We start from the raw sequence: 24995 nt of genomic DNA, 5'->3' as shown, positions 1-24995 counted from the left end.
GCTCTTTTTTATTGTAACATTCCATTGTTTATTCTTCAAACGGGCGATCTTCACTAATTTGGATCGGTTCTATTTTTTTGGCTTGCCCTGTTTGATCATCAATATCGATAACACAAGCAGATAGCAAACTTCGGCCTTCTTCGACAACCTCAAAACGTTTTGGCAAAGCAGTGACAAATTTCTCGATGATGGGTCCCCGCTTCATCCCTAAGATACCATCATACGGTCCCGTCATACCAACATCACTTAAAAAGGCTGTCCCTGCCGGCAAAATCCGGGCATCATTGGTTTGAACATGCGTATGTGTTCCTACGACCGCACTAACTTTTCCATCTAAAAACCAACCCATCGCTTGTTTCTCACTCGTTGTTTCTCCATGAAAATCAACAAAAATAAGCGATGTCCGCTTGCGTGCTTCAGCAATCAATTCTTCTACTTTACGAAATGGATCATCAATATCTGCCATAAAAACACGAGCCTGTATATTGATCACAGCTAATTCCAACTGATTGACTTTCACAAAAACCATCCCTTGACCTGGAGTGCCTTGTGGAAAATTAGCTGGTCGGATCATTTTTTTGGCGTCATCGATAAACTCAAAGATGTCTTTATTATCCCAAGTATGATTGCCTAATGTAACGACATCTACCCCGTCTTGTAAAAACTTCTTATAAATCTTGCCCGTGATCCCTCTACCTGCTGCTGCATTTTCGCCATTAAGAATCGTTACCTGAGGGCGATACTTTTTCTTTAATTTGGGTAAGTACGTGGTGACTGTATCACGACCTAATGATCCTACTACGTCTCCTATAAATAATATACGCAAAAATTTTCCTCTTCTCTTTTGATTTCTGTTTTTATTATAGAGGTTTTCAGGTTGGAAGGGAAGGGGGGAGAATTTTGTCACTGTTGATCTATTTAATAGAAACAACCTTTTAATTATACTTAGTTATTTCTTGTAACGATAAGTAGAACGCTCAATATAATAGTCAATTCTCCCTATTTTTCGCGCTTATCTTATAGGTTTTGAGCACACTAAGAACATCCATTTTAAATACCTGTTGTTCTACATCTAATAGGGTAAGAAAAAAACTTCATCCAACATAAAGTGATGAAGTGTTAATTATTTTTAAAATTTGTTATTTCGTGTTCCTGTTTCTCATTCTCGATTCTAGAATACAGAGAAAGAGCTATATCTGTTAAAATTTCTTTTAAATTCTATCCTTCCAAATGTTATTTCAGCATAAAATGCTTATTTCAAGACAAAATTCACATTATTACATTTTTTAAACAATTAGTTCAATAATAAGTTTATAAAGAGTTTAATATCTGATATTATTATGATTGTGAGTGTATTTGTTACTCTACTACAATTTAAAGTTAGAAGGAATTAGACCAACATATGTTGTTTTTTTTATTTCTTATCTAAAAAAACTCCTAGCAATCATAAAACTTGGGGAAGTTATTCATGCTAGAAGCCCTAGATAAAAAGACGCTCTCATTTATCTGTAGTTCGCCACTACGTATTAAATATAACACACTAAGATCGAATTAGTATATGCTTTTTTGAACTAAATGTGCTAATCAATGATTCGTGCGTTATTTCCTTACTACTATAATCAATCAAGAAAGAGGCGATCAACTATGAAAAAACCAATCAAAAACAATTTACAAGAAATACGTAGTAATACCAACATGACACAAGAAGATCTTGCTAACCAAGTCGATGTATCGATTCAAACGATCCAAAGTATTGAAAAAGGGAAATATAAACCTTCTGACTCGTTAGCTTTTAACATTGCTCGCTCACTCAATAAAGAAGTTACAGATATTTTTTCTTAGATTGCTAAGTTTTAAAAACTTTTTTAAGTTAAATTGACAGAACATTCAAAAAAGATCAGATTCAATCTCAACTAGAATCTGATCTAACTTCAAATGTCTACGCTATCTTGGATAATTGCTAATCGGATTTATTCACGAGCACCTTCAAGTACTCAATACGATAATCGATCGTTAGCCTAATTATTTTCACGCAATGTTTTTTATGGATTTTAGCTTATTTCTGAAAACTTCAAAACTTCCATTATCTCTGATCGGAAATCTCTGTATAGAATTCTCTGAATATCCCGTTTTGATCATGCGACACAGCAAGTTCTTTCAAAAATTCTTGTCCTGATTTTAACCTACTGGCATTCGAGATCACAGGTAAATAATCTTCTATGATTGGCTGAGTATGCGTAGTTAAACGTAATTTCAGCGATGACTTGTAGTTCTTTTTTCTTGTAAAAGGTGTATAAGGTATGAAATGTAGTGACCCCACAAAGTTAGACTTTTTGGAGTCACTATATTTTGACGGTTATTTTTTTGTCGTTCTTAAGCATATCTACAATCAATTTAACGAACGCAATGGTAAACATACCAAAGCTTAGAATCAATTGAATTGTTTCTAATGCAGCCAAAAGACTTCTCCTTTCGTTAGATTCAGTACATACAATCATATGCACCTCCTCCTAAAGAGTGTCACCTTCATAACTTTTCTACATTGATTAACTCGAGACAGTTTAATCCATTTTATTCTAATCATTTTTGATAAATGTTTGATTATATTATAACTGTCACTTTTGGGAATAAATCAATTTTTCATTCACTCTAATTTTCCCAAATATTTATTTCCTCTAAAGGATAACTTGTTAAATCACTGTCTTCTGACGGAGCTCCTTCTCGTGCAATCATCAATGTTCCGTCATATTTATAATATAAATAGTAGAATACGTCTCTATAGGTGCCATCAACCGTTGGCTTGTTCACTTTAATTTTTGTTTTAAGTTTAATATCGACAAGTTCATTTTTTCTATAATCAAGAACTCTATATGTTTGTTCATTATCATCAATAATAATTTCATACTCCAATTTATTCCCGAACAGATCATGAAGCTTATCTTCAGTAAAACCTTGTCTTGGTTGGTTCTCTACACCAGTAGAATTTCCTTCATACCAAGATTTTCCATTAAGCAACATCTTTGTAATTTTAGGATATTTGGCTTCCGCAGAATTTGTAGTTGCTAGTGAACTTTGAGTAGTTTCTATTGATTCTTTTTTTTTCGAACTTGATAATGAGGTTTCTTCTTTTTTATGAGTGGTGTTATTAGTAACCGAATGATTAGTTGAATCTACAGACCTGGTTGATTGATTACTAGCACAGCTTGCTAATAGTACAGCTGAAACTAAAACTAAAAAAAATTTTTTCATATTTCTTCACCCTTACTGATTATTTTTGATATTACTATATAAAAACTTCTAGTTCTGACTGTAGAAGCTTGTTTTCTTCCTTATGTTCTTCAATTTCACTTTTAAAAAGATGTTGATCTACTTTAGTTAGGCTTTCAATTCTGTCCTTATTCCGTGTTATTTTTTTGTTAAAACTAGTCGTCTAATCTACAATATATAGACATCCACATTAAATTAGAATGATTCTCTAGTCATTGTAATTTCTTTTTTCGAGGTATCTATAAAACGTTGAAGAAGAAATCCCTGTCATTTCATATATTTCTTTTCCTGAATACTGTTTTATATCTATAGACTAATAGCTTGCTGAATTTTTTTCTCTAACACTTTAGGACGACCACCAACACGTCCTCTTGCTCTTGCACTTTTAAGACCTTCTCTAGTACGTTCAACTATTAAATCCCTCTCAAATTCTGCAAAAGCTTGAAAGACGGTCAGTATTACCTTGCCTTATGGTGTGGACGTATCAAATTTTTCTTTGTCACTGATCACTTGTACGTTTTTTTAGAAAATAAATCAACTAACTCTAAAACCTCCCTTGTACTACATTCTAATCTGCCCCAACTTTCTACACTAAAGTATCGCCTTCTCGAACAGACTCTTTCAGTTTATCTAGTTGTGGTCGACTTGCTTTAGTCCCACTAATTTTTTCAGTCAAAATTTCATCACAATTGTATTTTTCTAAACTATCAAGCTGCCGATTCAGTTCTTGTGACTTTGTACTGATTCGTGCATAACCTGTGTATTTCATGTCATCACTCTCGCTAAAATTGTATCATAAACGAGAGTTATTGACATATAGATTTTGTTGTAAGTTTTGGAAAAGAAAATTTAAAATATTAAAGGATAATTGAGAATTATCCTTCTTGCCCTAAAAACGACTGTTTTTGAGAATTACCTAATTAAGCAAATGATGACCAGTCACACAGTCACATATATATAAGTGCTCTCGCTGCTTCTGCGCAAATTCACTTTTAGCTACTTGCTAATTTGATATAAAATAAATCATTCTTTCCTTCACCTAAAACCAATGTTTTTGGTATAAGTACGCCTTGTATTTCAAATTATTTTCTCTGTGTATGTTATACTGTACTCATGATTAACGTAAAAGGAGTTTACTTATGATCATTGTACCTACAAAAAAATCATTACCACTTTTTAGTGAATTTCCAGTTTCTACTACTACATCCAGCTCAACTGAACGATCCTTTTTCTCTTGGCATGCAAATTATTTTACTTTAGACAGAAAAAAAGTTTTAGTTTTGGTAAATGATCTGTCCTTTTCTCCAATCGTTTTGGCTGATATTAACGCTAAAAACAAACAACAGCTTTCTGTTTACATAAAAGAAGGCATTGAACATGTTTTTGGCTATAGTACAAACAAACCGTATCAACTAAAAAAATATTTTCTTAGAGCTGGCAGAATGGAAGTTTCTTATTCCTATAACCGTTCAATCAGCGGCATTAACAACAACATGATTCAAATGTTGAAATCTTATCCTGAAGACATTGACCTGAATTCACGGCTACAGACATCTGTAATGGAATTCCTTGCTAAAACGCCATATCGTAGTATGACACCTGAATATACGTTTAGCATTGACGTAGTAAAAAAAGAGTTAGAAAGCTTATAGCTTATCTAACTCTTTTTTTGGGCAACTCTATTGAACACTGAATAATCTTGTCAAATCAACGTTCATAAAATGGTCAATTGCCTATACACTATTGAACTTTTCTTCTAATGAAAAAGCACCATGATTTCGTCATGATTCTTTTTTCTTAATTCGTTAAATACGCGTATCTTAATATTGGTAAAATTCCAGAAATAACTAGTAAACTAGCTACAATAATCACAAAAATAATTATCTTTTTCTGAGTTTTATTCTTAATTTTTTTATTTACAAGAAAGATTAAACCGATAATTAATAATACTAAAAATATTAGAAAAAGATATACTTTCCACATTATACGATTGCCTCCTTCTTATTGTTTTATTTAGGGAATATCTAAATGTGTTTGTAACTGGTTCCCACTGATAACAGCTCTAAGTCTAAATGTGCTTCCTGCTGGGAACCCTTTCCAAGCAATACTAAAACTTCCTGGTAATTTAGCTTCTCTACTATTATAAGTCAATTTCCCTGGACTTACTGACCAACCAAACCCATTTGCCCAAGCATCGTACGCTCTTGTTATTTTTTTATCTTTAACAGTTATCCCAAAACCAACATTTGCAGTAGTTCCAATGAAATGTACATTATAATTTTTATTTTTTACTGCTTCACTGTGAATCATTCCACGTGGAGTGATTCCAATTTCTTCTGAAATTACTATCTTTCCTAGAAACTCACCATTATCATCATAAATAGAGGACTCATTATATCTTATGTTATTATCCAAATTTATGTTCGTACTTACTTGTGATGCACTTGCGTTAATTCCATTATAATTTAATCCTACACATAAAACAAAACCAAGAGCTACAAAACTAATAAATTTCTTAAACATCATTAAAACCCCCTTCTTTTGCAATTGAATTTCAACTATATTTTAACCTTAAGTCAAGATTCATTTGAAATATTTTAAAGTCGTAAAGTTGGTTAATTTGTTCATAAAAATCATTTAATGAACATATTTGTATTATTTATTGAGCAACTTTTCGGCAGACCATTTCTGTTCTTACTAATAGGAATATAAAAAAACTACTTCATCAATCACTTTTCCTTATTTCAAATTTTACCGTTTTTGGGAAACGCATATTTAAGAGAATCTGACGCAATCGGCTTAAGTCAGATCCTGAATATTTACACCTATAACTTACAATAAAAAAGTGATCTCGTTGCATCTGCGTAAATTCACTTTTAGCTACTTACTAATTTGATATCAAATGTATCGTTCTTTCCTTAACCTAAAACAAATGTTTTGGCCATAAGTGAATAGTATAGAGATCAACTTCATCCTAAACCATTTTTGAACAACTTTATTGACCATTTTTTATTACTGTCATAGCGGCATTTAAGATTTATTTAATAAGGTATACCTCATTGAACTATTTCAAAACAAACAAAGAGCTTGCGACATAAGTCTAAGCTCTTTGCACGTAGTTATTATTTTAGATAGTAACACTTAAGAAAATGAATTTATTATTGGGAAAGATCTTGCTCTAAAATCCATTTGTTCAGTCCATTTAAATAGTAAGCCAATTTTGAATTGGATTGTCTTACTGGCTTCACCTGTATTGCTGAGTATCGTTTATTCCTCAAGGACGGATCGATAAACTCTCCAGTCTGAGCATTACTTGCTTTCGATAATAATAATACATTTTTATTTAATAGAGGTGTTGCATAAGGCTTTACATCTTGTTCTAATACCCACTGATTAAGCCCTTCAAGATAATAAGCTAATTTAGAATTAGATTGTTTCACTTCTTTTACATCTTTAATGGTATATTCTTTACCTCTAAGAGTTGTGTAGGTATTTTAATGTTCATTTAAGCTGGTCAAATCCAATAATTCTTCTAGTGACAATGGCTGTGGATAAAAGCTGCGAAATAACGTAAACAGCTCCTTGACTTTAACATTTTCTAACGTCGTACTTTCTTGAAGCATGACACCAATATTGATTTTATTTTTTTATTCATTGGATTTTTCCCAAAGAGTTTGATTTCACCACTTGTTGGGCGAATCAGCCCCGTTAGACAATTGATCAAGGTTGTTTTCCCTGCGCCATTTGGTCCGACTAAAGCGATGATTTCTCCTTTATCGACGGTTAGTGATACATTTTTTAAGATTGTTTTATTCTTGCTTGTTTTTGTTAGATTCTTTACTGTAATCATTTTTTTCTCCCCTTTGCTTATGTACTTATCTTACCTAATGCTCGGGGATTGTGTTAGATGCACTTGTCATGACTCTCTATGACATTTGTCATGTAGACAGCAAAAAAAACTCTTCCAGATTATCTCTGAAAGAGTTTTTCACTTATTTTTAATCTTCGATGTAAGTCCATTTGAAGTCGTATTTTGCACCAGTTGAATGATATACAACATCTTTAACTTTGTCAGAACGAAGATGTGCTTCAGCTTTTTGATACAATGGAATGACACCCATATCGTCCATTAAGATTTTTTCTGCATCTAGCATATCTTGCCAACGTGCTTCTGAATTATTTGCGTTCGTCGTTGCAGCACTTTCAACTAATTTATCGTATTCAGGATTTGAATAATGTCCTCTATTATAAGAATTACCTGTAGTAAATAAATCTAAGAAGCTACTTGGATCTGCATAATCTGCCCCCCAAGCACTAACAGCGATTTGGAAATCTCCTTTATTTGAGCGATCTAAGCGGACTGAAAATGGTACTGGGCTGACCGATACTTTTAATCCTTCTAACGTATCAGATAATGAGCCTTGAAGATATTCAGCCATTTTCTTAGCATTATCGGTATCATCAATCAATAAATCAATTGATACTTTGGAAACGCCTAATTCATCCTTCGCTTTTTTCCATGATTCTTTTGCTTTATCGACATTATAAGTAACTTCATCGCCTAATTCTTTAGCAAAATCTTCATCCGTTTTAGGATCTTTTGCTAAGCCTTCTGGGACTAAGCCCATTGGAACAGCAGAACCATTCGCTAAAATTTGCTCAACTAAGGCTTTGCGGTCAATTGCATAAGATAATGCTTTACGTAGATTTACATTTCGATAAGGTGAATTTTCTTCTCTTTGGTTTGGTTCAAGATAGAATGTTGATGCACCTTTTAAAACAATGTAGTCAGGTTCATTTTTCATTTGTTGGGCTAATTCACCTGACAATGGTACTTCATCAGCTTGACCGTCTTGGAACAAGTTCAATGATGTCGGTGCTTCTTTCACAACATCGATCGCTACTTTATCTAATTTAACTGTATCTTTATCCCAATATTTATCATTTTTTGAGTAGGACCAACTTGTATCTGTACCTGGTCCATCAAAATCAGTTAAAGTAAACGGACCATTGTATACTGCTTTATCACTAGTCGTTGTATAGTCTTTACCATATTTTTCAGCAATATCTTGTCTTTGTGGTAAAAACGAAGGAAATGCTAATAAGTAATCAAAATAGGGTGTTGCTTTTTCTAACGTGATTTCTAGCTCATAATCGCCAACTGCTTTTATGCCTAAATCTTCCTTTTTCATTTCGCCTTTGGAAATCTTTTCAGCATTTTTTACAGAATTGAACATATATGCATATTCTGACCCTGTGGCAGGATCAACCGTTCTTTGCCAACCATAAACAAAATCAGCTGCCCTCACTGGTTTTTCATCTGTCCATTTAGCATCTTCTCTTAGTTTAATTTTGTACGTCAAACCATCTTCACTGACTTCTGCTTTTTCAGAAGCGCCAGCTGGTTGAGGCTTACTATCTTTATCTAAGCGATAAATTCCTTCGTAAACATTATTCAAGGCAACAAAACTTACTTCATCTGTTGCTAATGAAGGATCTGCACTAGGCATTTCTTGTCTTTCAATGTATCTAAATACTTTTTCGTCGTTACCAGACCCACCGTCGGCATTTTTAGAGTTTCCGCCACATGCGGCTAAGGCAATGCTTGATACAGCAATCAAGCCTAGTAAGGCACTTTTCTTTAATTTCATCTAAAAAACCCCCAATTTAATAAAATCTACACCGAATATATCAAAGTTCTATGTTGGTCACAATTAAAGCTCCATAGTGGGTTTAGTAAAAATATTCTGAATTTTTTCTAATATAAATAAAAAAAGAAGCAATCTGCCCTAAGGCCTTGCTTCTTTTGAGAGTTACTTATTTTGCATAATCTACTGCACGTGTTTCACGGATAACAGTCACTTTGATGTGACCTGGGTAATCCAAGTCGTCTTCGATCTTCTTACGAATATCTCTAACTAAACGAACAGCTTCTAAATCTGTGATTTCATCTGGTTTGACCATCACGCGAACTTCACGTCCTGCTTGTACAGCAAAGCTAGATTCGACGCCTTCAAATCCATTAGAAATATTTTCTAGGTTTTCTAAGCGGCGAATGTAATTTTCCATTGATTCGCTACGAGCACCTGGTCTAGCAGCTGATAAAGCATCCGCTGCTGCTACTAATACTGAAATAACAGACGTCGCTTCTACATCACCATGATGTGAGGCAATCGCATTGATAACTGTTGAATTTTCTTTGTATTTAGCAGCAAGTTCAGCACCAATTTCAACGTGAGATCCTTCGATCTCATGATCCAATGCTTTACCAATATCATGTAGCAATCCAGCACGTTTCGCTAATTGAATATCTTCACCAATTTCTGCAGCTAAGACACCAGTTAATTTCGCTACTTCGATCGAGTGATTTAATACGTTTTGCCCATAGCTTGTACGGAAACGTAAACGCCCTAGAATCTTGATCAAGTCTGGGTGTAATGTATGAGCACCCACTTCAAAGGCTGCTTGCTCACCATATTCACGGATTCGCTCATCCATCTCTTTGCGAGATTTTTCAACCATTTCTTCAATGCGGGCTGGATGAATCCGTCCATCTTGAATTAATTTTTCCAATGTCATACGAGCGATTTCTCTACGAATTGGGTCAAATCCTGAAAGTACCACGGCTTCTGGCGTATCATCAATAATCAGATCAATCCCAGTTAGGGTTTCCAATGTACGAATGTTCCGTCCTTCACGTCCAATGATTCTTCCTTTCATCTCATCGTTTGGTAAGCTAACAACAGAAACAGTTGTTTCAGAAACTGAATCCGCCGCACAACGTTGAATCGCTAGAGAAAGTAAATTTTTAGCTTTCCGATCTGATTCTTCTTTGGCACGTTGTTCAGATTCTTTGACCATTACCGTTAATTCATGACTTAATTCTTCTTCTGTGGATTTCATAATAATATCTTTTGCTTCATCTTTAGATAGTGAAGCAATACGTTCTATTTCTTGATGTTGCTTTTCAACTAGTTCTTCTACATCTTTTTCTCGCTCATCAATTAATTGCTGTCTAGCACCAAGTTTCTCTTCTTTTTCTTCCAGTGAGTTTTCACGTTTTTCAAGAGAATCATCTTTACGATCTAATGTTTGTTCTCTTTGTAATAAACGATTTTCTTGAGATTTAAGTTCTACTTTGCTTTCTTTCAACTCACTTTCAATTTCTGAACGATACTTCTGGTTTTCTTCCATAGCTTTTAATAAAGCTTCTTTTTTCAGAGTCTCTGCTTCTTTATTGGCACTTTCAATTATGCCTTCTGCAGAGGACTTTGCACCATCTATAGCCTTCTCATGACGTGATTTTGCAACGACTAACCCTAAACCAAGACCGACAATTAAACCGATGATAGCGAGGAGAATTTCTAAACCCATTGTTTCCACCTCCGTACTATCTTCAATTTTTCAATATTCATGTAGTTTTCTGATAAACTATAATCAATTATCAATATGCCTACTTGCATACGTGTTTAGCACACAACTTTATTCTAATGTTTGTACACCAGTGTGTCAACTTAAAAAAGCCCTTTCTGATTGAAAGAGTCCCGACACTTAACAGAATCCTAGCTAAGCAAAAAAACAAACCAATAAAAAGCGCTGAACTGCGCTCATTGGTTTGCTTTATACTTGATATTATTCTTCATCATCCAGAAGAAGTTCTTCTTGGGCTTGCTCTTCTTCAACTATCGCCGTTCCGTCACCAATACCAAATGCATCACGAACACGTTTAGAAACTTCTTCAACCATTTCCGGATGCTCAGTCATGTAGACTTTGACATTTTCACGACCTTGGCCGATTCGTTCTTCCTTATAGCTATACCATGCACCACTCTTGTCGACAATATCTTTTTCAACAGCCATATCAAGTAACTCACCTTCTTGGGAGATTCCTTGACCGTACATAATATCCACTTCAGCTACTTTAAATGGTGGAGCAACTTTATTTTTAACAACTTTGATCTTTGTGCGGTTCCCAATAATGTCTGTTCCTTGCTTCAATTGTTCTGCACGTCTAACTTCTAAACGAACAGTCGCATAGAACTTCAAGGCGCGACCACCAGGCGTTGTTTCAGGGTTACCAAACATCACTCCGACTTTTTCACGAATTTGGTTAATGAAAATTGCAATCGTCTTCGTTTTATTGATTGAACCTGAGAGCTTGCGTAATGCTTGTGACATCAAACGTGCTTGCAACCCAACGTGACTCGCACCCATCTCTCCATCAATCTCTGCACGAGGTACTAGAGCTGCTACTGAGTCAATAACAACAATATCGATCGCACCACTGGAAACTAGCGCATCAGCGATCTCTAAACCTTGTTCACCAGTATCAGGTTGTGAAAGTAGCAATTCGTCAATATTTACGCCTAATGCTTGCGCATATTGAGGATCTAAAGCATGCTCTGCATCGATAAAAGCAGCTGTTCCGCCTTGTTTTTGAACAGAAGCGATTGCATGCAATGCAACAGTTGTTTTACCTGAGCTTTCTGGTCCATAAACTTCAACGATCCGTCCACGAGGATAACCACCGACACCTAAGGCCACATCCAATGCTAGCGATCCACTAGGGATAGTTGAAATCTGTTGGTCGATCTTCTCCCCTAATTTCATTACTGAACCTTTACCAAAGTTCTTTTCGATTTTTTTTAGTGCGGCATCTAAAGCCACTTTACGATCATCTGCCAATCGATAATCCTCCTTATATATAAACGATTTAAATTCCTTTTCAATAAATACATCATAACTGGTTTATTTAAAAAAAGCAAGAGAAAAACGAACAAACATTCGCCTTTTTATTTTTTCTTCTCTACGGCTCTTAGAATCAGGTCTAAACCTTTCATTACAGCGCTTTGACGAATATAAGATCGATCGCGATTAAAATGTTGAAGCACAGCTATTGTCGGCTGTCCTTTTTCTGCTAAGCCGATCCAGACCGTTCCTGCTGGTTGTTCTTCTAATTCATTCGGACCTGCTACTCCTGTAAATGATACCGCAAAATCAGCATTCGCTAATTGTCTTGCTTGTTCGGCCATTGCGATCGCGCAAGCCTCACTCACTGTTCCTTCTTTTTCAAGCATTGCAGGATCAATACCTAAAAAATGGGCCTTCGTCTCAGCAGAATACGTGACAAAACCGCCCTTAAATACTTCTGAAACACCCGAAATATCTCCTAATGTACTTTGAAAAAGACCAGCCGTTAGACTTTCTGCCGCGGTTACAGTCTTTCCATATTTTTTTAATGCATCAACGGTGACTTTTACTAAACTATTCTCGTCACCATAGCCGTAGAAATACTCCCCGACTTTGTCCATGACCACACTTTCCAGGTTATCCAATAACTTCTGACCCATTCTTTCATCAGCAATCTTAGCTGTTAAGCGTAATGTTACTTCATTTGGTTTAGCGTAAGGCGCGATTGTTGGATTGGTTTGAGTATCGATCAACTCTTTTAATTCGGTCACCAATTGAGATTCACCAATCCCATAAAATCTCAGTACTCTAGATATCAACTGCTCCGATTGCGGGAAAAGTTCTTCTAGTAGCGGACGGGCATTTTGCTGAAACATGGGCTGTAGTTCATTGGGAGGTCCTGGTAATAATAAATAAGTCTTCTCATTGTCAGTGATCAATGTACCAACTGCAAGCCCAGTAGGATTTTGAACCGCAATTCCTCCATCGATCATCAACGTTTGCCTTAAATTGTTCTCTGTCATTTTGCGTTTTGAAAACTTGAAAAATTCTTTAAGACGAGCAAGCGCCTGTTCATCTTGCACCAAAGAATGCTGAATATGTGCAGCAACGGTATCTTTGGTCAAATCATCATCTGTGGGACCTAAGCCACCGCACAAAACGATCAAATCGCTACGCCCCTCAGCTTCAACTAACAATTGTTCCAAACGCTGTGGATTATCTCCTACAACGGTATGATAATACACCTCGATTCCTAAATCTGCTAACTCTTCTGATAGAAAAGTCGCATTTGTATTAACGACTTGTCCTAGCAGTAACTCTGTACCAACTGCAATGATCTCTGCTTTCATTTTTCTCCTCTTCTCTAATAAGATACGTAAATGATTCTTATTTCATTTTATCACAGGAATTTTTTTTATTACTGCCAAACGCCCTATTGGATTTATATTTTCAAACGTCACTATATTTATCATTTGTATAATAATATGATACAATTTGTATATTGATTAAAAAGGAGGAAACGAAAAATATGCTAGAATTTATTGCACTTATTAGTTTTTTAGGAATTATAGTTGGAGGCGTTCTTTCAGTGAAAGCCGTCTTCAAAAAACAACCGAAAAAGAAAGCCTTACTTTTAACAGGAGCTAGTTTTATCCTGATGATTGGAGCAGGTTTTGCGTTACCAACATCACCACGTGTTGACATTGCTGATAAATCAATAGAAACAAACGATCAAGGAACCGCAATAATCAAGGGAAAAACCAATGACGAAAGTAGTATCACGCTTGATGGAGAAAAAATCGAAACAGAAAACGGCAAATTTACGTATAAAGTTACGTTAAAAGACGACCAGCCGCAAAAACTAACATTTGTCGCTTCTATCGGCGATAAAGACAAAGCTGAAACAATCGAAGTCAAACCATCAAAAGCTTTCGTGGCATTTTTAAATGAAGAAAAACAAGACCAAGAAACACTGAAAAAAGCCGAAACTGCCCTAACACTAGCTGAAAGTAAACCCACTCAAAAAAATTATGACGAGGCTGCAACGCGTATTACTTCATTGACTAAGGAGCAAAAGGACTTCACCAAACGATTAGCCATCGTAAAAGAAAACGTACCGATTTATGAAGCTGTGGAACTGGCTGAAACCAAACAAACAAAAGAACATGTTGATTCAGCCACAGCTTTAGTCGCCAAAGCAACTTTAAATAAAGAAGAGTTACTAAAACGTTTAACAACCGTTCAACAAAAAATCACAGCAAAAGAAAAAACTGAAAAACAAATCGCTTCTGCTCGTGAAGCCGTAGAAAAAGCCGAACAGGAACCAACAGACGAGCATTACAATCAAGCAATTGCCAGAATCAAAGAACTACCAAACGGCAATACTGACTTAACAAACCGCATAAACAATGTCAAACAAACACTTGCTACTCAAAAAGAAGAAGCAAAAAAAGTGGCCGAAGCACAAAAGAAAGCAGAACAAGAAGCGCAAAAAGCAGCTGAGGAACAACAAGCACAAGTCGCCGCTGCCGCTCAAACACCAGAAACCCCTGCTCCAGATACACAAGGAACTGGGCAAACGGTCTTAGTTACGCCAACTGGATCAAAATACCACAATCGTAAATGCGGCAATGGAACCTATACGCCAGCGACATTAGAAGAGGCCCAAGCGAGAGGGCTGACTCCTTGTTCCAAATGTTATTAAACGCATCATAGACAAAAAAATAGGCTCTTCCAATCATGGGAAGGCCTATTTTTTCATCAATAAATCAATGTGTAAACATATAAGCAGAAATTAAATACAAAATCCAAATATGCAGCGGGTAAAAGACATAAAAGAAGTTTTTCATTCCTCGCCCTTTTTCTCCATTGAACAACATAATCGGAATCACAGCAAAAATCATCATCCATTGTGTTGAACCTTGAAAAAAGAATAGTACTGCAACCAGAGCAATCATCAAACATTGCAACCAACGTTGGTTTTTGGCTAGATACATCAATGGAATCAACAAGACCATTACACTATTTTCAGCGAATAATAATGCTGGAATAAAGTTCGCTCCCCAAACTGCTACCATGATCGTACTTGGATTTGACATAAGGGAAAGCAAAATCCCTGATGAGACGATTGGAAATAATATTATGGCGATCCCAAATAATATCTTACCGATTTTTTTACTTGCGCGCCCTTCTGAAATTTTATCGATGCCATACATCATCAATGTTCCCACTAAAAGATCACGAAAAATATTGTTCATCAACTGAACTTCTTCATATCCTACAATTTTTTGTAAAAAGAAACTACCCAGAGTCATTAGTACCATCCCTAGATACAAACGCAACATATATTTTTCTTTGCTTCTCGTATGACTAAAACCAATCACACTAACAAAAAAGAACAGCGTTGCAACAGGTCTCCCGAACCAATCCAACCAATTTGGCACTCCCATCGGAACAAACATTTGATGAATATGATCGATGAACATCAAAACGATCCCAATGATTTTTAAGTCGAATGTCGTAAACCCTTTAAACTTACCTATTGTTACATTATCCATTATAATACGCTCCTTACTAATCTAACGTATTATAAAATAAAGGGTCCTTTTTTACCTTAGAATCATCTTTCAAAAATCTATCAATTTTGTCACGTAAATTATTTAAAAAAATATCATGTCAAAAAAACGAACTATTTTATCTGTTGTTGATCCACTTGTTCCAATACATTGTGATAAAATAAACATGTTATTTATAATAAAGGAGAGATCATATGCGAAAAAGAAAAAAGAAAAAGTTGTTGGTAGCTTTATTGCTTGTTGGTGGATTTAATGTATTTCATTCCACACCTGTAGAAGCATATCAAACTACCGAAGAAAAATGGGATCAATATAATTCTGTACAAATTAATCCAATATTCTCAACTATTGGCTTCTATGACCACGAAGGAAACATAGAACCAACCGAAGGAAACAATTTAATTCTAAAAACAGATTTTTTGAAAATCAAACATATTCACGGAGAAGCAGAGACTGGGGTAGCTAGCTTCCAAGGGTTTAGTGCTTTTAAAAATCTAGAGGATATATATGTTGAAGGTGGCGGGGTTTCTGATTTTAGACCAATAAGAAATTTAACGAACATTAAACGATTTTACATGTCTGGAACAAATAATAATACACTTATTGACTTTGAAAAATTGGATAAAATCGAGGAATTTATGTATGACGGATTTAGCGACCGTAAAGAAAATATAGCATTAACCGACATTTCTGCCTTGTCCAATAAAAATAATTTAAAGAGAATCCATATTAGTACTGATGGTAACTTGCCAAAAATCACCTTGAGCAAGAAAAACAACCACTATGAACTACTAAAACCGATTGTTTTATCTGATCAATTTAAGCAGGATGTAAAATATTCTCAAGTTTATTTTGAATATCCTGAAAATTCTGATGATGATTCAGTTGAAACTGATGACTTCACTTCCGATGTTTCTAAAGATGGATTGATCAGTTGGCAAAATATTCCTACTTCTGCAAGCCATCTAACATTTACTGCTAGTGCCGATGAGGATTTAAACTATTATTACGGATCCATCAATATTCCTATACGCTGGGTAGATTAATCAAACTTATAAAAATTGCCGTATTTGCATTTAAGTCTATATGACCTGAGTACAAATACGGCAACTTTTTTTTAATGAAAAATAACTTTTACTTCTATTTATTGATGAACACTGAAACGTTGGTTAGGATGTACATTTTTTTCAATTTCATCCACCATTGCAACTGCATAATCAGCATAAGAAATATAACTCTTTCCATCTTTATCTGTTTCTAATTCTTCACCTGCAACAACATAACTTCCTGTTGCGGCACCTTCAGCATCGAATTCTGCTGCTGGACTGATATATGTCCAATGTACATCTTTCGCAGATTCAAGTAAATCTAAACCTTTACCCATAGCCGTTGCCAAAGGTTTGTATGCTTCTGGAAAATCAGGTGTCTCACTCAAACGCACAGTATGTTCAGGGTTTACGAATAAGCTTCCTGCCCCTCCAACAACGAACAAACGTGTTTTTTGACCTGTTAAAATATCGATCAAATGTTGTGTTGAACCAGTAAATTCATTCACATCTCCCCAAAAACCTAACGCGCTGACTAAAACATCGAACCCTTTTACATCATCTGTAGTCAAACCATAAACATCTTTTTCAATGACAGGTGTACCATCAGTTATTTTCGCTGCATTACGAACGATCGCTGTAACCTCTAAACCTCTTTTTTTTGCTTCTTTCAAAATTGCTGAACCTGCTTTACCATTTGCTCCTAAAATTGCTACTTTCATGTTTATCTTCCTTTCTATTAATGAAACTTTTTTTGTTACATTTAAATCTAAAAAGAGAAGAGACACGTTTAGGTCTCTTGTTGCTTGATTTGATGAATCACATCAGATAAAACAATCTCTTTTAATTCTGATTCCATACTATGCTGTACTTTAGTATATTGTTCTTCTAAAGCCGTTTGGATATTTGCTCCTACTAAACAGTTTGGATTAGGATTTTGATGAATATTGAATACTTCATGATCTAATTCAACTGCTTCGTAAATATCATAAAGGGAGATATCTTCTGGCTTTTTCAGCAAATATGTTTGGGTCGCCCCTCTGCTTGTATGAATGAGCCCAGCTTTTTTTAGCTTGCTCATCAATCGTCTGACAACGACTGGATTCGTATTTACACTTGATGCAATCAATTCAGAATTCACACGATCGGGCGGACCGATTTCGATCAAACTGAGAATATGGATTGCCACACTTAATTTCGTCGACATGGCCATGTCTATCACTCCAACTCTTAGTAACATTCTTAGTTACATTTAAATCTTACTGCGTTTACTTAAAAATGTCAATAGATAAACTTATGTTAAAAGATTTATTTTTACTTTCATGATAAAATTAAAAATAAGCAGTACCTCAATACAACGAATCGACACTAAAAATACATTCTGTTTCTAAAGGAGCTTAACATGGAAATCAAACTATCTGTCCTTATCTCAGAAGCAAAAACAACGATTGAATTTAACGAGCATCAAGGAGTCGTCGACATATTTGATCACAGTGAAAATATCACATTGGATCAGCCCGTAGTCTATATTTTAATTAAAGACAACACCATTATTTCGATAGGAAAAGCCACAGCAGGTACTTTCGAAAATGAATTAGATTTTAATAAAGTAATCACAATTGCTCCATCCTGGGATATCGAACTGAACTATCTAGTCCAACAGTTTATCACAGAAGCCGTTGAAAACAATATCACGCTTACTCATATACCTGAGTTAGAAACAAAAATTCCAGCAAGTCAGAAAAAAACAGTCACAGCCTACAAAGATGAAGTCCTTTTAGTGCTTGAAAAGTTCGGCTATCGCCTAAAACAGCACGAAGAAGCTAAAAAAACCAAAGCCAAACCTGCCAAAGCACGACATAAATGGACCAAAGAAGTCAGTCAGATCGAATTCTTCATTGATACAAGAGACAGCAAAGCCACTGCTCTTTGGCATAAACGAAATGAAATGCTTTTAAAAGCTGGGGCAACAATGATGGCCGAACCACCCCTTAATAAAGATGGCTCTCTAGGCTTTTCTGCAAAAATGGGGCAAAGAATCAGAGAAGATCATAAGGATAAGGTTAAAAACAATGTGACGACAGAAGATATTATTTTAAAAAGCGTCAATGAAGTTGGCTTGTTTTTATATTTCGGCGGGACAAATAGTTGGCTGGAATTGATTGATGCCACTGGTAAAACCCTTAATGAATGGACTGTCGTTCAGTAATCACCGCATCTCCTTTCTAGATGAATATAGTTAGTAAGCTCTTTTGGCGCTTAACACGCTTGAGGGCTTTTTCCCGTCTAAAACTATTTTCCAGACACAATCCCCTAACTGTCTAATTTCGTACAGCTATCTTTTGTTAGCAAAAATGTTCCTTGTTACAATGACGTTGTATCAAATCAACAATCAGGAGGGATATTTTTATGAAGTACGTAAGTGGAAACTATGAAGCATTTGCAAGAAGCAGAAAACCAGAAGGCGTTGATGAAAAGAATGCCTATATCGTTGGCGCAGGCTTAGCCGGTTTAGCAGCAGCAGTCTTTTTGATCCGTGACGGACACATGAAAGGTGAACATATCCATATTTTTGAAGAATTATCCTTATCAGGCGGCTCTTTGGATGGAAAATTCATTCCCCATGATGGTTTTGTTACGCGCGGTGGTCGTGAAATGGAGAATCATTTTGAATGTTTATGGGACCTTTTTCGTTCCGTTCCTTCATTAGAGGTAGAAGATGCTTCTGTATTAGATGAATTTTACTGGCTAGATCATGACGATCCTAACTCTTCAAATTGTCGTATCATTTATAATCGCGGTGAGCGTGCAGCTGATGACGGTGAATTTACGTTATCTAAAAAAGCCCAAAAAGAATTAGTCGATTTATTTATGACATCAGAAGATAACCTAATCGGCAAACGAATCGAAGATGTCTTTACTGAGGAATTCTTTGAATCCAATTTTTGGTTATACTGGTGTACGATGTTCGCTTTTGAAAAATGGCACTCTGCTATCGAAATGAGGCGCTACGTGATGCGTTTTATCCATCATATCAAGGGCTTACCAGATTTTACAGCATTGAAATTTACACGCTACAATCAATTTGAATCTTTAGTCAAACCCTTGTTGAGCTTTTTAAAAGACAATGGCGTAGACTTCCAATATGAAACAAAAATCAAGGATATCAAAGTCGATATCACAGAAAATAGCAAAGTTGCAAAAAGCATCTTACTAACAAGAGCTGGAAAAACCGAAGAAATTCATTTAACTGAAAATGATTTAGTTTTTGTCACAAATGGATCGATCACTGAAAGTTCGACAGAAGGAGATCACCATACTCCTGCACCGATCACACATGATTTAGGCGGTAGCTGGAATTTATGGAAAAACTTAGCAAAACAATCTCCAGAATTTGGTAATCCTGATGTCTTTTGTGAGAATTTACCAGAAGAAAGTTGGTTCGTTTCCGCTACTGTAACGTGGGAAAACTTTGATATCGAGCCTTATATTTCTAGATTAACTCATCGTAAAATAAGAACTGGAAAAATCGTGACTGGTGGAATTATCACTATTAAAGACTCCAACTGGTTGATGAGTTTTGCGATGCACCGCCAACCTCATTTTAAAGAACAAAATGAACAACAATCGATCACTTGGGTTTATGGTTTGTTATCCAATACTCCAGGTAATTACATTAAAAAACCAATCGAACAATGTTCAGGTTCAGAGATTGCTCAAGAATTGATGTATCACTTAGGTGTTCCTGAAGAAGACATCGCTAAATTTGCTCAAAATTCTTGTGTAGCGATTCCAGTTTATATGCCGTTTATCACTTCTTATTTCATGTTACGCGAACCTGGTGATCGTCCGTTAGTAATTCCTAACGGTTCTAAGAACTTAGCATTTATTGGGAACTTTGCTGAAACGAAGCGAGATACAGTGTTCACTACTGAATACTCTGTTAGAACTGCAATGGAAGCTGTGTATCAATTACTGGATGTTGAACGTGGTGTTCCTGAAGTCTTTGCTTCTGCTTACGATTTACGGACATTGGCGAATTCTGTTTATTACTTATCTGATAAGAAAAAACTAACTGAGATGGACTTGCCTTTTGTAGAACGTAAGATTGTTGAGAAGTTTGTTGAGAAAACGAAAGATACGTATATCGGAGATATTTTGAAAGATGCTGATTTATTGTAAAGCAAATTGAAACTATCGTAATTATATAAAAACCAACTTGCCTCTTTTAACGAAAGAGAGCCAAGTTGGTTTTTTCACTATCTTTTTCCAAAAAACAAAAACTAAACAGATGCTAACTGTTTTCTCAATTTCACATACGCTTCATTCAGCCACGGGTGGATCACTTGAATATCATGCGTCAATAAATAGTCAATATAGTAATACGCCGATGCTTCCAACGAATGATCCAAAGCAACCATCAGGCCTTCAATATAAGGTGGTTCACCTTGTTGATCCCACTTTATTTTGTCTGCTATAAATACAACTAAATCTAAATCAGAATAATCCTCTTTTAACGTCGTATGACATTCAATAGCAGACAGAATTGCTTGATCCGTCACATTGAATTCATTTAACGCAATTTCCTTTGAGATTTTTTGATGTATAATCATGGGAAGCTCTAATTCTTCTTTGTATAAATCAATTCCCATTTTCTTGGCTACATCGACCCTTTGATCATCTGGGTAAATTGCCGATATATCATGTAGGTAGCCTGCAGTTCGAGCTTTATCTGGTTCATCTAAGTAATTTTTTCCTAATTCATAAGCATAATCTCCTACAGAAATACAGTGATCATACGTTTTTAAACAATTCTGTTCAACAAGAAATTTCTTTACTAAACTTTTTAAATTATTCTGATCGAATGTTTCCATATTATAGGTCTCCTTACACATAAGTTATTCATTATTAGAAAAGTTACCTTTATGATACCATCTTTAGTAAGCGTTAGCTTATGCTTTTTACACTATAAAAAGAGCTTAGAACAAAAGTAACATTCACTTTTGTTCTAAACCCTAAAATAATTAACTATGTTTTAAAAATCGTATTCTGCTTCTTTTTGTTGAAGCATTGTTTGATAGGTATCCAGCAATAAGAAAAAGTCATCCACAAATCGATCTAAGCGAAATTCAATATCAGGATTTTTGATTTCTTGGCGAATAATATCTTGATCCGTAATAAACACATAATTCGGCACTAAATTAGCTTTCATATAACTTAAAACCGGACGAATTTGTTGTTCAGGAATCAAAAAATGTTTTTCTGATCCAGCTGTGACGATCATACCTGCCATCTTATTTCGAAAAGCATTGACTGGCAACATATCAAACAAATTTTTCAACGTTCCAGGCATCGATGCTTGGAAAATGGGTGTTCCAATAATCAAGCCATCTGCTTCCATGATTTTTTTCAATGCCACCCCAACTTCACCTTCATGTTGAAGATATTCACGACCATCAGCGAATGGAAATTGTATCTCAGAAAAATCAATCACATCTACTTCTGCATCTTCTCGTACTTCTTTTATTTTATTGATTGTATAATTAACAGCTACTCTTGACTTACTACCAAAAGCTGAGCCGATGATTGCTACGATTTTCATAAAGGTTCACCCTATTCTTTGGTATATTTTTTAACTTCCGGCATCACTTTTGTCGCAATCAATTCAATATTTTTCTTCACAAGATCAAGCGGCACGCCACCAAAATCGATTTGTGCCATGAAACGTTGATGTCCATATAATTCGTATTGGTAAAGCATCTTCTCGATAATTTCATTAACGCCACCAACCATCAATGTATCTCTACTATCAGCTGATTGAGCAAAATGTTGTTTCGGATAAGTTCCACCACGAATCGCTGACCAACCAGCATTTAAAAATGGATACATTTCTTTACGTGCTTGACTGCCCGTTTCTGCAACATAAAACAAACTCGTCGTAGCAAGTGGGAATTCTTTCTCATCATAACCTGCTTCTGTTAAAGATAAACGATACGCATCCACAGCACGTTTAAAAATAGGAGCCGGTCCTGCTAATGTTGTCAGCATCATTGGAATTCCATCTAATCCAGCCTTGATAGCACTATCTGCTGGTCCGCCTACTGCTCGCCAGACAGGTAAATGACCACGAACTGGTTGCGGTAGGATTTCTGCGTTTTGTAGCGGCGCACGGAATGCGCCTTCCCAATTCATTCGTTCATTTGGTGCGGCTTCATTCAATAGTTTTAACAAGTGCATTTTTTCTTCGAATAATTCTTCATAATCTTTTAAATCAAACCCCAGCAATTCATAAACACCCACACGGGAACCTCGACCTGCGACGATCTCAGCACGGCCATTTGAAATTAAATCTAATGTAGCATACTCTTCATAAACTCGGACTGGATCATTAGTGCTTAAAACGGTGACTGAACTAGAAATTTTGATGTCTTTTGTTTGGGCTGCGATTGCTGATAGAATCACTTGGTTGGCTTGTCCGATAAAATGACTTTGATGGCTTTCACCAACACCAAACACATCGATTCCTGCTTCATCAGCAAATTTTGCCGCTTCGATAATATCATTGATTCGTTCTTGCTCACTGATCAGCTTCCCTGTCATTGGATTTTTCACGTGATCTCCTAGTGAATATAAACCAATTTCCATGCCTTTTGAAGAATCGATACCGAATTTTTCATTCAATTTTTTGTTCATTTTCCTGCACTTCCTTTTCATTCTCTAAATATAGGATTAGTTCATCAATTTTTTACTAATTTTAGCTAGTTGAAGGACTTCCTGTTTCGTTAAATTGTCAAAAGCAGATGCCTGTTGTTTACTTTGTTTAAGGAAGCAAGTATCTAACTGCTCTTGACCAATATCCGTCAACGAGATGTATTTTTCCTTCCATTCTTGTTGACGAGTGATCCAGCCATCTGCTTCAAATTGCTTGATCATCTGCGAAACACCTCCTTTGGAAAGAAGTAATTTCTCCCCAAGTTCCTTTTGTGTGATCGGCTGATTTTCCTGAATCCGATGAAGCATATCAAATTTTGAAACGTTTAAGTCATATTGTTTTAGAAATTCATTGGACTGAATATTACTCTTTTGAACAAACTGCAAAATAGACATCCAACAACTTAATTTTACTTTTTCTGAGAGTGATAACTTTTCCATTGATTGATCCTCCTTTTTAAGTTTAGGGCTAAACTGATAAAGCTAGTATAATACACTTACTAAAAATAAGCAAACTATAAATACTACCTCTGTTAGTCAAATCTTCTCTTTGATTCTTTCTACTATTATTAGTATAATGATTATGTTTTTCAGATTGTAACCGAAAGTAATAGAGTGGAGATTATAGAATGACAACAAATTTTTGGGCAGAATTACCAAAGCCTTTTTTTATTTTAGCACCGATGGAAGATGTAACAGATGTGGTTTTTCGCCATGTCGTACAAAAAGCTGGCGCACCTGATGTTTTTTTCACAGAATTTACGAACTCAGATAGTTATTGTCATCCTGACGGGATCGAGAGTGTGCGGGGACGTTTAGTTTTTACTGAAGATGAACAGCCGATGGTCGCGCATATTTGGGGAGACAAACCAGAATTTTTCAGAGAAATGAGTATCGGCCTAGCTGAAATGGGTTTTAAAGGTATTGATTTGAATATGGGATGTCCCGTGCCTAATGTCGCAGGTCGTGGCAAAGGGAGCGGTTTGATTTTACGACCAGAAGTAGCTGCTGAATTGATCGAAGCTGCAAAAGCTGGTGGTTTACCCGTTAGTGTTAAAACACGGATTGGGTATGCAGAAATTGCGGAAATGGAAGACTGGATCACCCATTTATTGAAGCAAGATATTGCCAACTTATCTGTTCATTTACGGACGCGAAATGAAATGAGTAAAGTAGATGCTCATTGGGATCTAATTCCTCAAATCATGGACATTCGTAACCGTATTGCTCCGCAAACATTGATCACCATTAATGGCGATATTCCAGATCGTCAGGTTGGTTTGCAGCTTGCAGAAAAATATGGTGTAGATGGGATTATGATAGGACGAGGCATTTTTAAAAACCCTTATGCATTTGAAAAGGAACCGAAAAAGCACACGCCTCAAGAATTACTTGGATTATTAGAGATGCAACTTGATTTACAGGATCAGTATGCAAAAATGGTTCCACGCTCAATTGTTGGATTGCATCGCTTTTTTAAAATTTATGTTAAGGGATTTCCTGGTGCTAGCGACTTGCGGGTGAAATTGATGGGGACGAAATCTACAGATGAAGTTCGAACGATTTTAGGAGAGTTTTATACAGAAAAATCAACCGATTCTCCTGTTGATAACTTAGAAAACTAGCCTTTGTCACAATCTATAGCTAGAAAAATCGAGAAGGCGGAGACAAAAGCTCCTCGCTCCGGTCACATAACAGCTACCTT

Annotated in this window: 24 protein-coding genes and 1 pseudogene; 7 read left to right on the top strand and 18 right to left on the bottom strand. The window is 35.7% G+C overall.

All coding sequences use genetic code 11. The annotated features are described in order from the left end of the window. Positions 1 to 28: 28 nt before the first annotated feature. Positions 29 to 826, bottom strand: coding sequence for a TIGR00282 family metallophosphoesterase (locus I580_RS13395; RefSeq protein ID WP_010772050.1), 798 nt, complete (start codon positions 824 to 826; stop codon positions 29 to 31). Positions 827 to 1644: 818 nt separating this feature from the next. Here I580_RS13395 and I580_RS13390 point away from each other — a divergent pair. Beyond that, positions 1645 to 1842: a helix-turn-helix transcriptional regulator gene (locus tag I580_RS13390; RefSeq protein ID WP_010772049.1), complete on the top strand. Its 198-nt coding sequence runs from the start codon at positions 1645 to 1647 to the stop codon at positions 1840 to 1842. A gap of 500 nt (positions 1843 to 2342) precedes the next feature. On the opposite strand, the gene I580_RS16825 is transcribed toward I580_RS13390, so the two are convergent. The 3 genes and pseudogenes from I580_RS16825 to I580_RS13380 form a co-directional block, all read right to left on the bottom strand. Further along, positions 2343 to 2498 (bottom strand): putative holin-like toxin, encoded by a 156-nt coding sequence (locus I580_RS16825; RefSeq protein WP_010772048.1) that lies wholly within the window; start codon positions 2496 to 2498, stop codon positions 2343 to 2345. Between the two features lie 151 nt (positions 2499 to 2649). Next, positions 2650 to 3249, bottom strand: coding sequence for a membrane lipoprotein lipid attachment site-containing protein (locus I580_RS16525; protein WP_010772047.1), 600 nt, complete (start codon positions 3247 to 3249; stop codon positions 2650 to 2652). Between the two features lie 226 nt (positions 3250 to 3475). Further along, a pseudogene (locus tag I580_RS13380) lies at positions 3476 to 4036 on the bottom strand (recombinase family protein). A gap of 370 nt (positions 4037 to 4406) precedes the next feature. On the opposite strand from I580_RS13380, the gene I580_RS13375 reads away from it, so the two are divergent. Beyond that, positions 4407 to 4919, top strand: a complete 513-nt coding sequence (locus tag I580_RS13375; RefSeq protein ID WP_010772045.1) for a DUF6933 domain-containing protein — start codon at positions 4407 to 4409, stop codon at positions 4917 to 4919. 361 nt (positions 4920 to 5280) lie between these two features. Here I580_RS13375 and I580_RS13365 read toward each other — a convergent pair whose 3' ends face one another. From I580_RS13365 to I580_RS13335, 7 genes are all read right to left on the bottom strand, one after another. Then, entirely contained in the window at positions 5281 to 5793 is a 513-nt protein-coding gene (locus tag I580_RS13365; protein WP_010772043.1) for a DUF5626 family protein, read from the bottom strand. Between the two features lie 632 nt (positions 5794 to 6425). After that, the gene (locus I580_RS13360) at positions 6426 to 6707 is read right to left on the bottom strand and encodes a hypothetical protein (protein ID WP_034860292.1); all 282 of its coding nucleotides are present in this window, start codon (positions 6705 to 6707) and stop codon (positions 6426 to 6428) included. Positions 6708 to 6865: 158 nt separating this feature from the next. Next, positions 6866 to 7117 carry an ATP-binding cassette domain-containing protein gene (locus tag I580_RS13355; protein WP_010772042.1) on the bottom strand — a complete coding sequence of 84 codons (252 nt, stop codon included), beginning with the start codon at positions 7115 to 7117 and terminating at the stop codon, positions 6866 to 6868. A gap of 148 nt (positions 7118 to 7265) precedes the next feature. Continuing rightward, entirely contained in the window at positions 7266 to 8918 is a 1653-nt protein-coding gene (locus tag I580_RS13350) for a peptide ABC transporter substrate-binding protein (RefSeq protein WP_010772041.1), read from the bottom strand. A 166-nt stretch (positions 8919 to 9084) separates the two neighbouring features. Beyond that, complete coding sequence (gene rny / locus I580_RS13345; RefSeq protein WP_010772040.1) at positions 9085 to 10641, bottom strand: ribonuclease Y; 1557 nt, start codon at positions 10639 to 10641, stop codon at positions 9085 to 9087. Between the two features lie 258 nt (positions 10642 to 10899). Then, positions 10900 to 11952, bottom strand: a complete 1053-nt coding sequence (gene recA, locus I580_RS13340; protein ID WP_010772039.1) for a recombinase RecA — start codon at positions 11950 to 11952, stop codon at positions 10900 to 10902. Positions 11953 to 12059: 107 nt separating this feature from the next. Then, positions 12060 to 13307 carry a competence/damage-inducible protein A gene (locus I580_RS13335; protein ID WP_010772038.1) on the bottom strand — a complete coding sequence of 416 codons (1248 nt, stop codon included), beginning with the start codon at positions 13305 to 13307 and terminating at the stop codon, positions 12060 to 12062. Between the two features lie 179 nt (positions 13308 to 13486). On the opposite strand from I580_RS13335, the gene I580_RS13330 reads away from it, so the two are divergent. Further along, positions 13487 to 14662, top strand: a complete 1176-nt coding sequence (locus I580_RS13330; RefSeq protein WP_010772037.1) for a hypothetical protein — start codon at positions 13487 to 13489, stop codon at positions 14660 to 14662. 64 nt (positions 14663 to 14726) lie between these two features. Here I580_RS13330 and I580_RS13325 read toward each other — a convergent pair whose 3' ends face one another. Beyond that, complete coding sequence (locus I580_RS13325) at positions 14727 to 15515, bottom strand: TraX family protein (protein WP_010772036.1); 789 nt, start codon at positions 15513 to 15515, stop codon at positions 14727 to 14729. Positions 15516 to 15727: 212 nt separating this feature from the next. On the opposite strand from I580_RS13325, the gene I580_RS13320 reads away from it, so the two are divergent. After that, entirely contained in the window at positions 15728 to 16579 is an 852-nt protein-coding gene (locus tag I580_RS13320; protein WP_010772035.1) for a hypothetical protein, read from the top strand. A 98-nt stretch (positions 16580 to 16677) separates the two neighbouring features. On the opposite strand, the gene I580_RS13315 is transcribed toward I580_RS13320, so the two are convergent. Together I580_RS13315 and I580_RS13310 are read right to left on the bottom strand one after the other, a co-directional pair. Further along, positions 16678 to 17301: an NAD(P)-dependent oxidoreductase gene (locus I580_RS13315; RefSeq protein WP_010772034.1), complete on the bottom strand. Its 624-nt coding sequence runs from the start codon at positions 17299 to 17301 to the stop codon at positions 16678 to 16680. A gap of 68 nt (positions 17302 to 17369) precedes the next feature. Next, positions 17370 to 17792 (bottom strand): Rrf2 family transcriptional regulator, encoded by a 423-nt coding sequence (locus tag I580_RS13310; protein ID WP_010772033.1) that lies wholly within the window; start codon positions 17790 to 17792, stop codon positions 17370 to 17372. A 189-nt stretch (positions 17793 to 17981) separates the two neighbouring features. On the opposite strand from I580_RS13310, the gene I580_RS13305 reads away from it, so the two are divergent. Together I580_RS13305 and I580_RS13300 are read left to right on the top strand one after the other, a co-directional pair. Further along, a complete protein-coding gene (locus tag I580_RS13305; protein ID WP_010772032.1) occupies positions 17982 to 18788 on the top strand; it encodes a hypothetical protein in 807 nt (268 codons plus the stop codon). A 200-nt stretch (positions 18789 to 18988) separates the two neighbouring features. Then, positions 18989 to 20761: an oleate hydratase gene (locus I580_RS13300; protein ID WP_010772031.1), complete on the top strand. Its 1773-nt coding sequence runs from the start codon at positions 18989 to 18991 to the stop codon at positions 20759 to 20761. 101 nt (positions 20762 to 20862) lie between these two features. Here I580_RS13300 and yqeK read toward each other — a convergent pair whose 3' ends face one another. The 4 genes from yqeK to I580_RS13280 form a co-directional block, all read right to left on the bottom strand. Then, entirely contained in the window at positions 20863 to 21453 is a 591-nt protein-coding gene (gene yqeK, locus I580_RS13295) for a bis(5'-nucleosyl)-tetraphosphatase (symmetrical) YqeK (protein WP_010772030.1), read from the bottom strand. A 161-nt stretch (positions 21454 to 21614) separates the two neighbouring features. Further along, a complete protein-coding gene (locus I580_RS13290; RefSeq protein ID WP_010772029.1) occupies positions 21615 to 22181 on the bottom strand; it encodes an NADPH-dependent FMN reductase in 567 nt (188 codons plus the stop codon). Positions 22182 to 22192: 11 nt separating this feature from the next. Next, on the bottom strand, positions 22193 to 23272 hold the full coding sequence (locus I580_RS13285) for an LLM class flavin-dependent oxidoreductase (protein WP_010772028.1): 1080 nt from the start codon (positions 23270 to 23272) through the stop codon (positions 22193 to 22195). Positions 23273 to 23308: 36 nt separating this feature from the next. Then, the gene (locus I580_RS13280) at positions 23309 to 23731 is read right to left on the bottom strand and encodes a MarR family winged helix-turn-helix transcriptional regulator (RefSeq protein ID WP_010772027.1); all 423 of its coding nucleotides are present in this window, start codon (positions 23729 to 23731) and stop codon (positions 23309 to 23311) included. 188 nt (positions 23732 to 23919) lie between these two features. Between I580_RS13280 and I580_RS13275 the strand changes: the two genes are divergently transcribed. Continuing rightward, positions 23920 to 24915: a tRNA dihydrouridine synthase gene (locus tag I580_RS13275; protein WP_010772026.1), complete on the top strand. Its 996-nt coding sequence runs from the start codon at positions 23920 to 23922 to the stop codon at positions 24913 to 24915. Positions 24916 to 24995: the final 80 nt, after the last annotated feature.

The organism is Enterococcus caccae ATCC BAA-1240, from assembly GCF_000407145.1.
GTDB lineage: Bacteria > Bacillota > Bacilli > Lactobacillales > Enterococcaceae > Enterococcus_L > Enterococcus_L caccae.
The sequence above is the reverse complement of the archived record's forward strand: the minus strand, read 5'-3'. Positions and strand labels throughout refer to the sequence as shown.